The organism is Actinacidiphila sp. bgisy144 (genome assembly GCF_057708105.1).
The window spans coordinates 26,028-41,878 of record NZ_JBYIRM010000035.1 but is presented as its reverse complement, the minus strand read 5'-3'; the positions used below and the strand labels follow the sequence as shown (position 1 = coordinate 41,878).

Below are 15,851 nucleotides of genomic sequence, written 5' to 3'. Positions count from 1 at the left end.
CCCAGGGCGCCCCGGGGAGACCCGAGTTGCGGCCTCCGGCGCCCCCGCACCTTGGGCCTTCCGCGCCGCCGCGCCTCCCGCGCCCCCGCCCTTCCCTACCCCCGGCCCCCACAACCCCCGCTCCCCAACGGCTCTGCCGCCACCCCCCAACAGGGCCGAAAACCCTTCACAGGAGGACCTGAAACGCTATCGACGCCACCCCCACACCCCCTTCCTGAAGCCCCGTCAGGCCCCGAACGCTTGACGCGGCGCCCCTTCGTCGCCAGGATTCCAGTCATTCTTGGCATGCCCCGCGCCGCGGATTCACTCAGGCTCGGCCTGTATGGAGAGCTGACAACGTTGTCAGAGAAGTGGAGTACACGATGACCCGACGGACGCGGCTGCGAAGAGCGGCCACCGCGATGGTGTTCGCGCTCGCCGCGGCCTGCGCGGCGGCCCTCCCGGCCCAGGCGGCGTCGGCCGGCACCGCGAGCACGAGCGCGGGCGGCGACCTGACCCACCTGGTGAACCCGTTCATCGGCAGCCAGGACGACGGCAACACCTACCCCGGCGCGGCCGTGCCCTTCGGCATGGTCCAGCTCTCCCCGGACACCGGCCACAACACCGGCTACGACTACAACCAGAACCACATCCTCGGCTTCAGCTCGGTGCACCTGTCCGGCGTCGGCTGCGGCCTCGGCGGCGACCTGCCGGTGCTGCCCACCACCGGCGACATCACCAGCACCGACGACGCGGTGTACGCGGCCCCCTTCAGCCACGACGACGAGAGCGCGTCGCCCGGCTCCTACCAGGTGAAGCTGGGCACCGGCATCACCGCCGAGCTGACCGCGACCACCCGCACCGGCTGGCAGCGCTACACCTTCCCGGCCACCGACAAGGCCAACGTCCTGCTCAACAGCGGCCAGGCGCTGCACAAGGTGACCTCCAGCACCGTGACCGTGCTGGACGACCACACCGTCCTGACCGCCATCACCGGCAGCGGCTTCTGCCAGGACACCAAGCCGTACACCCTCTACACCGAGACCCGCTTCGACCGGCCCTTCGCCTCCTACGGCACCTGGAACGGCGCCACCGTCACCGCGGGCAGCGCCAAGTCCACCTCCACCGGCCGCGGCGGCGCCTACGTGCGGTTCGACACCACCAAGGACCGCAGCGTCACCGCGGTGACCTCGCTGTCGTGGACCGGGGCGGCCGGCGCCGCGAAGAACCTCGCCGCCGAGGGCGGCGGCAGCTTCGACCACGCCCGCGACGCCGCCCAGCAGGCGTGGCAGGACCGGCTCGCGCAGATCCGGGTGAGCGGCGGCACCGACGAGCAGCAGCGCACCTTCTACTCGTCGCTGTACCGGTCCTTCCTCGCGCCGAACGTCGGCGACGACGTGGACGGCCGCTACACCGGCTGGGACGGCAAGGTGCACGCCGCGAACGGCATCACCTACTACCAGAACTGGTCGCTGTGGGACACCTACCGCACCCAGGAGCAGTTGCTGTCGCTGCTGGCGCCGCGCGAGTCCCGGGACATGGCGCTGTCGCTGCTGCGGGTGGCCGACGAGAGCGGCCAGCTGCCGCGCTGGGGCTACGGCACCGTCGAGACGAACATCATGACCGGCGACCCGGTCACCCCGTTCCTGGTGGACGCCTACCGGCAGGGCCTGCTGAAGGGCCATGAGGAGGAGGCGTACCGGGTGCTGAAGCAGCACGTCGACCACGCGGCGCCCGACTCCTCGCCGTCGGCCGACCGCCAGGCCGACGCGGAGTACCTGGCCAGCGGCTACGTGCCCTACGACCCGACCCGGCCGCAGACCAAGCCCGGTGACGACGACTACCAGCACGGCCCGTCCGCGACCTTGGAGTACGCGCTGGCCGACGCCGCCCTCGGCGGCATGGCACGCGACCTCGGGCACACCGCCGACGCGAAGAAGTACCTGACCCGCGGCCAGAACTACCGCAGCATCCTCAACCCGGCGACCGGCTTCTTCCAGGCGCGCGACACCGACGGTGCGTTCGTCGGCCCGACCGACCCCGCCTCCAGCGTCGGCTTCCACGAGGGCACGTCCTGGCAGTACATGTGGCTGGTGCCGCAGGATCTGCCCGGCCTGGTCGACCAGATCGGCGGCACCGACGCCGCCAACTCCCGGCTGGACTCGTTCTTCGCCTACGACCAGCTGCTCAAGGACCCGGCCGGCACCGCGCGGGACGTGTGGGTCAACGGCCCCTACTCTTACTACAACCAGGACAAGTACAACCCGCAGAACGAGCCCGACCTGAGCGCCCCGTACACGTACCTGTCCACCGGGCAGCCGTGGAAGACCACCGACGTGGTGCACGCCGCGCTGACGCTGTTCACGAACGCGCCCAACGGCGTCACCGGCAACGACGACCTCGGCACGATGTCCGCCTGGCAGGTGCTCTCCGCGATCGGCATCTACCCGATGGCGCCGGGCACCGACGAGTGGGGCGTGTCCACGCCGCTGTTCGACCGGGTGGACCTCAGCCTGGACCGGTCGGCGTACCCGACCGGGAAGCTGACCATCACCGCGCCCGGAAGCAGCGACAGCAACCGCTACATCCAGTCCGCCAGCCTCGGCGGCAAGAAGCTGGCGCACACCTACATCACCACCGCCGACATCAAGGCCGGCAAGAACATCGCGCTCACGCTCGGCACCTCGCCCTCGTCCTGGGGCACCGCCGCCTCCGACGCCCCGCCGGCGCTGGACCACGTGCAGGACAACCGGCGGCACACCGCGGCGGCCGCCACCCCGGCCGCGCCCGGCATCCTCGCCGGCGCCGACGCCACCGAGGTGGACCTGTCCGCGGTGCTGTCCGGGCCCGGCACGGTGTCCGGCTCGGTGAGCGTGACGGCCGCGAAGCCGCTCAAGGTGGACCCGGCGAGCGCCCGCTTCACGGTCGTGTCGAAGTCGCTGCCGGCCACCCACGTGGTGCCGCTGCACGTCTCCGCGCCCGCCGGCACGCCCGACGGCACCTACCCGGTGACGGTGAAGGTCAAGCAGGCCGGCGGCCCGACCGCGACCCGGACCATCCCGGTGTCGGTGACGAGCGCGACCTGCCAGGGCACCAGCGGCTACTGCGCGCAGGACCTGTCCGGGCAGTACGACGTGGACGGCGTCAGCGTCTCCGGCGGCCCCGGCGCGGACTTCGACGGCACCGGCACCAGCTACCCGGCCGAGGACATGCCCGCGCCCGGCACCGGGGTGCTGGCCGGCCGTGCCTACGACTTCCCCGACACCTCCGGCACCGCGAAGAACTTCGTCACCGCGCACGGCCAGACCATCGACCTGACCGCGCGCGCCTACTCCGGGCTGGACGTGCTGCTCTCCGCGCACGGCGGGGACGTCACCTCGACCGCGACCGTGCACTACTCCGACGGCACCAGCGCCCAGTTCGCGCTCAATGCCACCGACTGGGCGGCCTCCTCCCCGCGGTTGGGCGAGGACACCGCGGTGCACGCCGACAGCCGCTACAACAGCAGCGGCGCGCCGGACGGCGTCGCGGTCAACCTCTGGCACATCACCGTCCCGCTGGACAGCGGCCGGACCGCGCAGTCCGTCACCCTTCCCGACAACACGAACCTGGCGCTGTACGCGATCAGCGGCCGCAACGCCTGACCGGGGCGCGGTGCCCGGCCCGGCGTCACCACGCCGGGCCGGGCGCCCGCCCTCCGCTCCGCATGACCCGACGGCCGTAGGACGCCTGGCCGGCCGTCACCCACCGCCGGTGCCCCGCCCGCCCGCGACCCCCGTGCAAGCGGGCGGGGCGCCGGTCACGCACCTGGAGCCGTAACCAGAAAGGCAGCACCCTCATGAGAAGTGGCCGATCCCGCCGCACGCTCGCCAGATCACTGCTGGCAGCCGCGGTGTCCATGGCCCTGACCGTGCCGGCCGCCGGCCTCGCGCACGCCGCCAGCGGCGGGCACGGCGCGGGCGACACCTCCGACCCGGCCTTCACCACGTCCTTCGAGTCCGGGCAGGCGCAGCCGACCTGGACGAGCACCGCGGAGACCGACGCCAAGGGCAAGGCGTGGGTGTCCGGTGTGACCGCCGGCACCGTGCCGGTGCTGGCCGGCAGCATCAAGGACAAGATCGCCAAGGTCACGGCGAACTCCGACAACCCGCCCAACGAGACGGCCGACAAGGCCGCCGACGAGGACTCCAACACCAAGTGGCTGACGTTCGCCCCCACCGGCTGGCTCCAGTACCAGCTGACGGGCGCGGTGACCGTCAAGAAGTACGCCCTCACCTCGGCGAACGACAGCGACGACCGCGACCCGAAGGACTTCCAGCTCCAGGGCTCCGACGACGGCTCCACCTGGACCACCGTCGACAGCGAGACCGGCCAGAAGTTCGCCAACCGCTACCAGTCCGAGATCTACACGGTCGCGAACCCCGGTAGCTACAGCTACTACCGGCTGAACGTCACGGCCAACAACGGTGCCACCGGCGCCACGCAGCTCGCCGACCTGATCCTCTCCGACGGCTCGGCCGCGCCGACCCCGGTCTCCGGCATGACCACCGAGGTGGGCAGCGGCCCGTCCTCCGGCCCGGACATCAAGGCGAACGTCGGCTTCACCGGCGCCAAGGCGCTGGAGTACGCCGGCACGCACACCGCCTCGGGCGCGGTGCACGCCTGGAACAAGCTGTACGACGTGCACATCCCGGTGCAGCGTGACACGCAGCTGTCGTACGACATCTTCCCGGAGCTGACCGGCGGGGACCTGAAGTACCCCAGCACGTACGCCTCGATCGACCTGCACTTCACCGACGGCACCTACCTGAGCCAGCTGAAGAAGAGCGCGCAGGACGTCAACGGCGTGGCGCTCACCCCGCGCGCGCAGGGCGACTCGAAGATCCTGTACGCCTCGCAGTGGAACGCGGTCGCCGCGACCGTCGGCAAGGTCGCCGCGGGCAAGACCATCGACCGCATCCTGCTCGGCTACGACGACCCGGCCGGCAGCAACGCCGAAGGCGCCGCCACCCAGTTCAAGGGCTGGATCGACGACCTGACGATCGGCGCGGCCCCCGCGGCGAACACCTCCAAGAGCTACGTCGACCACGTCGACACCCGGCGCGGCACCAACTCCTCGGGGTCGTTCTCCCGCGGCAACAACCTGCCGCTGACCGCGGTGCCCAACGGCTTCAACTTCTTCACGCCGGTCACCGACGCGGGCTCGGACAGCTGGGAGTACAGCTACGCCGCGCAGAACAACTCCGACAACCTGCCCACGCTCCAGGCGTTCGGCATCAGCCACGAGCCCAGCCCGTGGATGGGCGACCGCGACCTGTTCCAGGTGATGCCGTCCACCGCGACCGGCACCCCGGACCTGGACCGCACCAAGCGCGCGCTGCCCTTCAAGCACTCCGACGAGGTGGCGCAGCCCGACTACTACGGTGTGACGTTCACCAACGGCCTCAAGGCCGAGATCGCGCCCGCCGACCACTCGGCGATCATGCGCTTCACCTTCCCCGGTGACACCGGCGACCTGCTCTTCGACAACATCGACAACAGCGGCGGCCTGACCTTCGACGCCGCCAAGGGCACCCTCGACGGCTACGCCGACCACAAGAGCGGGCTGTCCACCGGCGCCAGCCGGATGTACATCCACGCCGAGTTCGACCAGACGCCCGGCACGGCCACCAAGACCACCGGCCAGGGCCGCGACAACGTCACCGGGTACGCGCAGTTCGACACCTCCGGCAACAAGGTGGTGACCATGCGCGTGGCCACCTCGTTCATCAGCGCCGCGCAGGCGAAGAAGAACCTGGACCTGGAGATCCCGCAGGGCACCTCCTTCGACACGGTCAAGAACCGCGCCGCGCAGGCGTGGAACGCCAAGCTCGGCAAGGTCGAGGTGCAGGGCGCCAGCGATGACCAGCTGACCACGCTCTACTCCGACCTGTATCGGATGAACCTGTACCCGAACTCCGCCTCGGAGAACACCGGGACGAACGCCAAGCCGGTGTGGCAGTACGCCAGCTCGTTCTCCGCGCAGGGCAGCAGCACCGCCACCCAGACCGGCGCCAAGGTCGTCGACGGGCAGGTGTACGTCAACAACGGCTTCTGGGACACCTACCGCACCGAGTGGCCGGCCTACTCGCTGCTGGAGTCCGACACCGCGGGCAAGCTCGCAGACGGCTTCGTGCAGCAGTACAAGGACGGCGGCTGGACCGCCCGCTGGTCCTCGCCCGGCTACGCCGACCTGATGACCGGCACCAGCTCCGATGTCGCCTTCGCCGACGCCTACGCCAAGGGCGTCACGAACTTCGACGTCAAGGCCGCCTACGAGGCCGCGGTGAAGAACGCCACCACCGTCTCGCCGAACTCCGGCACCGGCCGCAAGGGCATCGACACCTCCGTCTTCACCGGCTACACCAACACCTCGGTGGACGGCAGCGTCTCCTGGTCGCTGGACGGCTACGTCAACGACTACGGCATCGGCACCATGGCGGCCAAGCTCGCCAAGCAGCCCGGCACCTCCAAGGCCGACCGCGAGCGCTACCAGGAGGAGTCCGCGTACTTCCTGGCCCGCGCGCAGAACTACACCACGATCTTCAACAAGAACGTGGGCTTCTTCGAGGGCCGCAACGCCGACGGCTCCTGGCGCGTCGCGGACGACGCCTACGACCCCAAGACCTGGGGCTACGAGTACACCGAGTCCAACGGCTGGAACTACGCCTTCACCGTCCCGCAGGACCCGGCCGGCCTGACCTCGCTGTACGGCGGCCAGAAGAGCATGGAGAAGAAGCTCGACACGTTCTTCTCCACGCAGGAGACCGCCCAGGGCGACACCGGCTCCTACGGCGGCACCATCCACGAGATGATCGAGGCCCGTGACGTGCGCATGGGCGAGCTGGGCATGAGCAACCAGCCCTCCTACGCCATCCCGTACATGTACGACTACGCGGGCGCGCCGGCCAAGACCCAGGCAGCCGTCCGCGAGATCGAGCAGCGCCTGTTCACCGGCAGCTCGATCGGCCAGGGCTACCCCGGCGACGAGGACAACGGCGCCACCTCGACCTGGCAGATCTTCAGCGCGCTCGGCTTCTACCCGCTCCAGACCGGCAGCGGCAACTACGAGATCGGCTCGCCGCTGTTCACCAAGGCGACGATCCACCTCGACAACGGCAAGACCATCACGGTCAACGCCCCGAACAACAGCCGCAGCAACGTCTACGTGCAGTCGCTGAAGGTCAACGGCAAGCCGTACAACAAGGTGTACCTGACGCAGGACCAGCTCTCAGGCGGTGCCGTGCTCGACTTCACCATGGGCGCCAAGCCGTCGACGTGGGGCACCGGCAGCAACGCCGTGCAGACCTCGCTGACCGCGGCCGGCAGCACCCCGAAGCCGCTCGCGGACACCACCGGTACCGACCTCGGCACCGCCTCGGCAGCCGACGGCACCAACGTCAGCGGCCTGTTCGACAACACCTCCAAGACCGCGGTCACCTTCCCGTCCGCGACGCCGCAGATCACCTACGCCTACCAGGGCAGCGGCAAGTCGGCCGAGCAGAAGGCCACCTTCTACACCCTCACCTCCGGCAGCACCGCCGCGCAGGACCCGAAGAGCTGGCAGCTCCAGGGCTCCACCGACGGCGGCAAGCACTGGAAGACCGTGGACACCCGCAGCGGCCAGACCTTCGACGACCGCTCGCAGACCCGTCCGTTCGAGATCGCCCACCCCGGCGCCTACTCGTCCTACCGCCTGGTGGTGACCGCGAACAACGGCGGCAGCTCCACCACGCTCTCCGAGGTGGAACTGCTCGCCACCTCCACGGGCACCGGCCACTGACCCGGACCCGCTGACAGCCGGCGCCCCCGCCACGACCGTGGCGGGGGCGCCGCGCTGTGCGTTCGGCTGTCCGGGCGAGCCGCCCGTGCGCCTGAACCCGGGCCGGGCCGCCCCCGGGTTGACTGGCGTCGCAGCCGCCCGGGCCCGGGCGGGCACGACACAGGCCGGACGGGGAAGGGCGGGTGGGCGCGGGTGGCCGAGGACGCGGGCGCCGAACTGGACTACGCGGCCCTGTTCGCGGCGATGCCTTCGGCCTGCATCGTGCTGGACCGGCAGTTGACGATCGTCGCGTGCAACGACGCCTACCTCGCCGCCACCGGCCGCGACCCGGCCGACCTGCTGGGGGTGCGCTTCTTCGACGCCTACCCGCCCGACCCCGGCGACCCCGCCTCGCAAGGCGCCGAGGTCCAGCGCAAGTCCCTGGAGGCCGCGCTCGCCACGGGCCGCACCAACATACTGCTGCTGCACCGCTTCACCATCCCCGATCCCGACCGCTCCGGCCCGTTCGCACCGCACTGGTGGAACGTGGTGAACCGGCCGGTCAGGGACGCCGCCGGGCAGGTCCACCTGCTCATCCACCAGGTCGACGACGTCACCGAGTACGTCCGGGCCGAGCGGGCGGCCGACACCGCACACGGCGAGAACGCCGCGCCGCGGGAGGACACCGCGCCGCAGGAGGACACCGCGCCGCGGGAGGAGACCCCGCCGGACGACGCGGCCGTACAGGCGCCGCGCGCCGAACTGTTCACCCGGGCCCGCGAACTCCAGCAGGCCAACGCCCGCCTCCAGGAGTCCGCGGTACGCACCCAGGACGTCGCGCTCACCCTCCAGCGGGCCATGCTCGCCACCCCCGACCTCGCCGCGCACCCCGAGGTCGCCGTGCGCTACCTGCCGGCGCTGACCGGCATGAACGCCTGCGGCGACTGGTACGACGTCGTCGACCTGCCCGAGGGGCGCCTCGCGCTGTCGGTCGGCGACGTGGTCGGCCACGGCGTGGACGCCGCCAGCGTCATGGGCATGCTGCGCGCCGCGCTCAGCGCCGCCATCCGCGTCGCCGACAGCCCCAGCGGTGCCCTGGAGACGCTGGGCCGCTACGCGCGCGCCCAGGACGGCGCGGTCGCCACCACCACCTTCACCTGCCAGCTCTTCCCCGGCAGCCGGCTGCTGATGTACAGCAGCGCCGGCCACCCGCCGCCGCTGCTGGTGCACTCCGACGGCAGCTGCGAACTGCTCGACCAGGCCACCGACCCGCCGCTGGGGGTGCGCATGGAGCACGTGCCGCGCCCGCAGGCCACCGCCGACTACCGCGACGGCGACCTGCTGGTGCTCTACACCGACGGCCTCATCGAGCGGCGCGGCGAGGACATCGACGCCGGGATCGGCCGCCTGATCGAGGGCGTGCGCACGCTGCGCGCCCTGCCGCCGGAGGAGGTCGCCGACGGCCTGCTGCGCGTGATGGCCGACCCGGCCGGCCAGCAGGACGACATCTCCCTGCTGATCACCCGGCTCTGACGCCCCGCCCGACCGCGCCGCTGACCAGCGCGCTCCAAGGGCTGGTCCAACGCCCGGTTCACCCCGTCGAGTTGTGGTGTCCGCTTTATTGACGCTGCAATGCCGCGATGATTCACTTCCGTCCTGAGAGCGCTCTCATGCAGCCCGGGGCCAGGGCGTGCCGTACCTGCCCGTCTTTTCCCACCACTTCAGGGAGAGCCGTGTCCGTCATTCCCACGCGCCGTGCCATGCTCCGCGGGGCGGCAGTCGCCGCCGCGGTGCCGCTGGCCGGCGGCATCTCCACCGGATCAGCCCACGCCGCGCAGCCCGGGCGCGGCAGCGGCCCCGGCACGCAAGGCGGCGCCGCGCAGCACGGCGGCACCGACCTGGGCGCGAACGTCCTGGTCTTCGACCCGTCGATGGGCGACGCGGCGATCCAGCAGCAGCTCGACGCGGTGTTCGCCACCCAGCAGTCCAACCAGTTCGGCACCGAGCGCTACGCCCTGGCGTTCAAGCCCGGCACCTACAACGTCGACGTCAACGTGGGCTTCTACACCCATGTGCTCGGCCTGGGCGACAGCCCCGACGACGTGCTGATCAACGGCCATGTCACCGTGGACGCCCAGTGGCTGGACGGCAACGGCACCCAGAACTTCTGGCGGGCCGCGGAGAACCTCAGCATCGCGCCCCCGGACGGCCTGGAGCGCTGGGCGGTGGCCCAGGCCGGCCCGATGCGCCGGGTGCACGTCAAGGGCGACATGACGCTGTGGCCCAGCCCGCCCGGCAACCAGTGGTCGAGCGGCGGCTTCCTCGCCGACAGCGTCGTGGACGGCCAGGTGGAGTCCGGCTCGCAGCAGCAGTGGCTCTCGCGCAACGACACCTTCGGCAGCTGGACCGGCTCCAACTGGAACATGGTCTTCGTCGGCACCCAGGGCGCCCCCGCCCAGTCCTTCCCCACGCCGCCCTACACCACCGTGGACCGCACCCCGACCGTGCGGGAGAAGCCGTTCCTGACCGTGGACCGGCACGGCGGCTACCACGTCTTCGTGCCCGCGCTGCGCCGCGACAGCACCGGCACCACCTGGGCGCACGGCCCGGCCCGCGGCCACAGCATCCCGCTGTCCGGCTTCCACGTGGCCACCCCCGGCGACACCGCAGCCGACCTCAACCGGGCGCTCTCCCGCGGCCAGCACCTGCTGCTCACCCCCGGCGTCTACGCCCTGTCCGCGCCGCTGAAGATCGACCGCCCCGGCACCGTGGTGCTCGGCCTGGGCCTGGCCACCCTGCGCTCCACGCACGGCAACTCCGTGGTGGAGGTCGCCGACGTCGGCGGCGTCACCGTGGCCGGGGTGCTCCTGGAGGCCGCCTCCGACCACGCGCCGCTGCTGCTGCGGGTCGGCCACGGCCGCAGCCGCCTGCGCCACGACGCCGACCCCACCGCGCTGTTCGACGTCTACGCCCGGATCGGCGGGTCGCTGCCCGGCGGCGCGAGCGTCAGCGTCCAGGTCGACAGCAATGACGTGATCTGCGACAACCTGTGGCTGTGGCGCGCCGACCACGGCCTGGACGGCACCGTCGGCTGGACGGTCAACCCGGCCGACACCGGCTTCCTCGTGAACGGCGACCACGTCACCGCCTACGCGCTGGCCGTGGAGCACTACCAGAAGTACGAAGTGGTGTGGAACGGCAACCACGGCCGCACCTACTTCTTCCAGAACGAGCACCCCTACGACGTGCCCACCCAGTCCGCCTGGGTGCACGGCGGGACCAACGGCTACGCCGCCTACAAGGTCGGCGACGCGGTCACCGAGCACCACGCCTGGGGACTGGGCAGCTACTGCTTCTTCAACCTCGAGGCGAACATCTACACCGACCGCGCCTACGAGGTACCCGACACCCCCGGGGTGGTCTTCACCGACCTGATGACGGTCTGCCTCAACGACGCGGCCGGCGGCGGCATCCTGCACTGCATCAACGCCAGCGGGGACCCGGTCGAGAACGGGTTCGGCACGTACAACATGAAGCAGTACGCGAACGGGGTCGCGACCGTGTGACGGTCGCCGCCGTGTGATCCGTGTGATCCGTGTGGTTCCGGGCCGCCGGTGCGCTCCGCGCCGGCGGCCCGCGGGCGTCAGGGCGTCTGCTGCGGGGCGGCGGCGCGGTCCATGGCGCTGCCGCCGCTGCTGCTGCCGCTGCCGCTGCCGCCACCGCTGTCGGTGGAGGACGAGGTGGGGGGCGACGTGGTCGCCGACGGGGTGGGTTGCGTGGTCGCGGTGCTGCCACCGGAGCCGGAAGCGTTGCCGCCGGTCCTGGTGCTGCCGGTGGAGGGCGTCGCCGACGGGGTGGGGGAGGACGGGGCGGTGGTCGAGGTGCCGCCGGTGGCCGGGTCGGTGGCGGTCGGCGCCGGGCTGGTGGTGTCCTGGCCGCCGCCGGAGCCGCTGGTGCTCGGGCTGCCGGTGGTGGAGGGGGTCGGGGTGGTGGTGGAGTGCGACGAGCTGCCGCCGGTGAAGGCGTTTCCGATCGTGGTGCCGCTGCCGTGGCCGCTGATGTTCTGGCCCGAGGCGAGCTCGACCACGGTGATGCCGCCCATGGTCAGGCCGAAGGCGAGCGCCACCGCGACGGCCGGCCGCTTCCAGCGCCGCCCGCGCCCCCCGCCGGCGCGGTGGACGGTGCCCTCGGTGTAGGCGGTGTCCGCCGGCGAGTCGAGGTGGCCGGTGGAGAGGGCTTCGAGCGAGGCGGCCGCGGTGGCGTCCAGGGTGCCGTACACCCGCGTCGCGCCGTCCGTACGCTCGCCGGCCGGTTCGCCGCCAACGTCGGCGGGGTCGGGGCCCGTACGCGGCTGCGGCTGCGCGGCCTGGTGCAGGGCGGTGGCCGGGGCCTGGCCGGGGGAGTCGGTCGGGGTGTCCGGCGGGGTGTCCGTCGGCGGTGCGAAGACGGTGTGCGCGGTGGCGGGGTCCGGCTGCGGTTGCGGGGCCTGGCCGGGGGCGTCGGGCGGGGTGGGCGTCGGTGGTGCGAAGACGGTGTGCGCGGTGGCGGGGTCGGGGTCCGTACGCGGCCGCGGGTCCTTGCGGAGGCTGGGGGCCGACAGCAGGCCGGTGCGCGCGGCGGTCTCGGTCGCGGTGGCCGTCAGGGACGGCTTCGCCCGGCCCTGGAACGCGGCGCCGTGGACGTGGCCGGCCACCTCGTGGACGTGCCGGCCGGTGCGGCGGAAGACGTGCTGGAGGATCGAGCCGCCGCAGGTGCCGAGCACGCTGACCACGCCGGCGCCCATGATCGTGCCGTACACCCCGAGGTTGGAGGCGAGCTTGGCGGCCACGACCGCGGCCACGGCGCTGCCCGCCACCTGCGGCACGCTCAGGTCGAGCGTGGCGCGGCCGCCCCTGCCCGCGGGCTCGCCGCCCTCCGGCTGCTCCGGTGCGGCCTCGTCCGGCCGCTCTTGCGCGGGCCCGCCGGCCCGCTCGTCTCCCAGCCCCATCCCGGACCCGGCCCTCCTCTCGCGGTCAACCGCAAGGACAGACGGACGGCCCGCGGCGTAAAGTTCCTTTTGCGCTCTTTTCGTGAACTACGCCACTCCGCCCCGCCCGCGCCCCCCTCCGCCGCACCGCCACGCCCGGGCGGAACCGGCTGACCAGGTGCGACAGCGGATCGCAACCGGGGTACTACGCTGGGCCGATGGCGCGATACCTCGACGTACACCCTGAGAACCCCCAGCCGCGCATCATCGGCGGCGTGGCCGAGAGCATCCGGTCCGGCGCGCTCGTCGCCTACCCGACGGACTCCTGCTACGCGCTGGGCTGCCGGGTCGGCAACCGCGACGGGCTCGACCGCATCCGGTCCATCCGCAACCTCGACGACCGCCACCACTTCACCCTGATGTGCCGGAACTTCGCCCAGCTCGGCCAGTTGGTGCAGATCGACAACGACGTGTTCCGGGCGATCAAGGCGGCCACGCCCGGCAGCTACACCTTCATCCTGCCGGCCACGCGGGAGGTGCCGCGGCAACTGCTGCACCCCAAGAAGCGGACGGTCGGCGTGCGCATCCCCGACCACGTCGTCACGCAGGCGCTGCTCGCGGAACTCGACGAGCCGCTGGTCTCCAGCACCCTGCTGCTTCCCGACGAGGCCGAACCGCTCACGCAGGGCTGGGAGATCAAGGAGCGGCTCGACCACGTCGTGGACGCCGTGGTGGACTCCGGCGACTGCGGCACCGAGCCCACCACCGTCGTCGACTTCTCCGACGGCGCCGCCGAGATCGTCCGCCGCGGCGCCGGCGACCCCGCGCGCTTCGAGTAGCCGGACCGCGGCGCGGCGCGCGTTTTCCCGCCCCGCGCCGCAGCCCCGGACCGGCGGCGGCGAAAACCGGCGGACGCCATTCCGCTCGATGCAGTGGGGATTTTCCTGCTGCGTCCGCCCTACCGTTGAGGCGACTCGAATTCCGCCCGCATCCGCGGGAATTCGTTCCGGACGCCAGGAGCGCCCCCACGTGCTCCGGCCACCCCTGACCTGGGGTCGGCCGACCGCGCCCGGACCCGGGATGCAGGTGTTCCCGTGCGCGCATTTCCACCCGGACCTCGATTCCGCGAGGGCCGGGACATGGGCGAACGGGACGGAGGACGCTTTGCCGGGACTTCGTATCGGGTTTCTCCCTTTCACGGCGTGCACGCGCACCGGGTACGCCGTGGGATTCCTGTGAAGTTGTCCCGCGCCGCCTATTCCCGACAGGTAGGACACGTCAGATGGCACGTTCCCTGGTCGATCTGCTGACCGAGCACGCCGCGCGAAACCCGGGCCGTACCGCGTACCGGTACCTCGTCACGGGCGACGTGGACGGCGGGGTCGAGGAGATCACGTACGGGCGGCTGGCCGAGCGCGCCCAGGCGATCGCCGCCTGGCTCCAGGACCACGGGCTGGCCGGGTCCCGGGCCGTCCTGCTCTACCCGCCGGGTGTGGAGTTCATCTGCGGCTACCTCGGCTGCCTGGCGGCCGGGGTCGTCGCCGTGCCCGCCGTCCCCCCGCAGGGGCGCGCGCAGAACCACCGCGCCCTGGCCCGTACCGAGCGGCTGCTCGCGGACGCCGACGCCCGGGCGGTCCTGGGCGGGCGGGAGGTCATCGCCGCGCTGCGCACGATGGCCGACCAACTGCCCGGACTCGACCGGATCACCTGCCTGGCCACCGAGGACGTCCCCGACGGACTCGCCGCCACCTGGCGCGCACCGGACCTGACCGCCGACTCCGTCGCCTTCCTCCAGTACACCTCCGGCTCCACCTCGGCGCCGCGCGGTGTGATGGTCACGCACGGGAACCTGATGCACAACGAGCGGTTCATCACCGAGCGGATGGGCCACACCCCGGAGGCGCTCGAGCGGCACGGCCACGAACTCTTCGTGAGCTGGCTGCCGCTGTACCACGACATGGGGCTCATCGGCCCGGTGCTGAACACCGTCTACCTCGGGGCGACCGCCACCCTCTTCTCGCCGCTGCACTTCCTCCAGCAGCCCCGGCGCTGGGCGGCGGCCGTCAGCCGCTACCGCCCGCACACCAGCGGCGGCCCCAACTTCGGGTACGAGCTGAGCGTCAAGCACGCCACCCCCGACTTCGTCGCCGGCCTGGACCTGAGCAGCTGGCGGGTCGCCTTCAACGGCGCCGAACCGGTCCGCGCCGCCACCCTGCGGCGCTTCACCGCGACCTTCGCGCCGGCCGGCTTCCGCGACGACGCCCACTGCCCCTGCTACGGGCTGGCCGAGGCCACGCTCATGGTCAGCGGCAACGCGTCCGGCACCCCGCCGGTGGTGGCCGCCGGCGACGGCGGGAGCGGCCCGGAGGCCGTCGGCTCCGGGCGGCCGGGGCCGGACATGACCGTCGTCATCGTCGACCCGGAGCGCGGCGCGGAACTCCCCGACGGCGAGACCGGCGAGATCTGGGTGCGCAGCGCAAGCGTCGCCGGCGGCTACTGGCGCAACGCCCTCGCCACCCGCGCGGCCTTCCGCGCCACCCTGCCCGGCCGCGAGGGGCGCTTCCTGCGCACCGGCGACCTCGGATTCCTGCGCGACGGCGAGCTGTTCATCGCCGGCCGCCTGAAGGACCTCATGGTCGTCGACGGGCGCAACCGCTATCCGCAGGACCTCGAACTGTCCGCCGAGTCGGCCCATCCGGCGGTCCGCCCGGGCTGCACCGCGGCCTTCTGCGTGGACGGGGGAGCCGACGGCGAGCAACCCGTCCTGGTCGCCGAGGTGTCCGCGGACGCCGCCGGCGAGGCCGAGAAGATCGCCGACCTCGTCCGGGGCGCGATCGGCGAGGCCCACGGCCTGCCGCTGCACGACGTCGTGCTGATACGGCCCGGCACCATCCCCAAGACGTCCAGCGGCAAGATCCAGCGCCACGCCACCCGCGCCGCCTACCTCGGCGGCACCCTCTCCCTGTCCGGCGCGTCCGCCGGCTGACCGCCCCGCCGCGGTCTCCCGACCGCCCCGCGCAGCCTCGCCCGGGGCGCCCCCACTGAACCGGGCGCCTCCGGCCGTACCGACCGCACCGGCCGTACCGGTCGCACCGCCCGTACCGA

General features: G+C 72.3%; 7 protein-coding genes and 1 pseudogene. 7 read left to right on the top strand and 1 reads right to left on the bottom strand.

The window, feature by feature from the left end; all coding sequences use genetic code 11:
* Positions 1 to 362 precede the first annotated feature (362 nt).
* The 5 genes and pseudogenes from AC3EVP_RS30600 to AC3EVP_RS30580 all read left to right on the top strand — a co-directional run.
* Positions 363 to 2,711, top strand: a pseudogene (locus AC3EVP_RS30600) (GH92 family glycosyl hydrolase); the annotation flags it as partial.
* A gap of 6 nt (positions 2,712 to 2,717) precedes the next feature.
* Entirely contained in the window at positions 2,718 to 3,623 is a 906-nt protein-coding gene (locus AC3EVP_RS30595; RefSeq protein WP_488179835.1) for a hypothetical protein, read from the top strand.
* A 194-nt stretch (positions 3,624 to 3,817) separates the two neighbouring features.
* Positions 3,818 to 7,801, top strand: coding sequence for a GH92 family glycosyl hydrolase (locus AC3EVP_RS30590; protein WP_335980585.1), 3,984 nt, complete (start codon positions 3,818 to 3,820; stop codon positions 7,799 to 7,801).
* Between the two features lie 192 nt (positions 7,802 to 7,993).
* Positions 7,994 to 9,313, top strand: a complete 1,320-nt coding sequence (locus AC3EVP_RS30585; protein ID WP_435135520.1) for a PP2C family protein-serine/threonine phosphatase — start codon at positions 7,994 to 7,996, stop codon at positions 9,311 to 9,313.
* A 227-nt stretch (positions 9,314 to 9,540) separates the two neighbouring features.
* Positions 9,541 to 11,346, top strand: coding sequence for an adenylyl cyclase (locus AC3EVP_RS30580; RefSeq protein ID WP_435135593.1), 1,806 nt, complete (start codon positions 9,541 to 9,543; stop codon positions 11,344 to 11,346).
* A gap of 77 nt (positions 11,347 to 11,423) precedes the next feature.
* On the opposite strand, the gene AC3EVP_RS30575 is transcribed toward AC3EVP_RS30580, so the two are convergent.
* Positions 11,424 to 12,767, bottom strand: coding sequence for a hypothetical protein (locus AC3EVP_RS30575; RefSeq protein ID WP_435135518.1), 1,344 nt, complete (start codon positions 12,765 to 12,767; stop codon positions 11,424 to 11,426).
* Positions 12,768 to 12,964: 197 nt separating this feature from the next.
* On the opposite strand from AC3EVP_RS30575, the gene AC3EVP_RS30570 reads away from it, so the two are divergent.
* Positions 12,965 to 13,585, top strand: coding sequence for an L-threonylcarbamoyladenylate synthase (locus tag AC3EVP_RS30570; protein ID WP_335980577.1), 621 nt, complete (start codon positions 12,965 to 12,967; stop codon positions 13,583 to 13,585).
* Between the two features lie 443 nt (positions 13,586 to 14,028).
* Entirely contained in the window at positions 14,029 to 15,732 is a 1,704-nt protein-coding gene (locus AC3EVP_RS30565; protein WP_435135516.1) for a fatty acyl-AMP ligase, read from the top strand.
* The last annotated feature ends 119 nt before the right edge of the window (positions 15,733 to 15,851 follow it).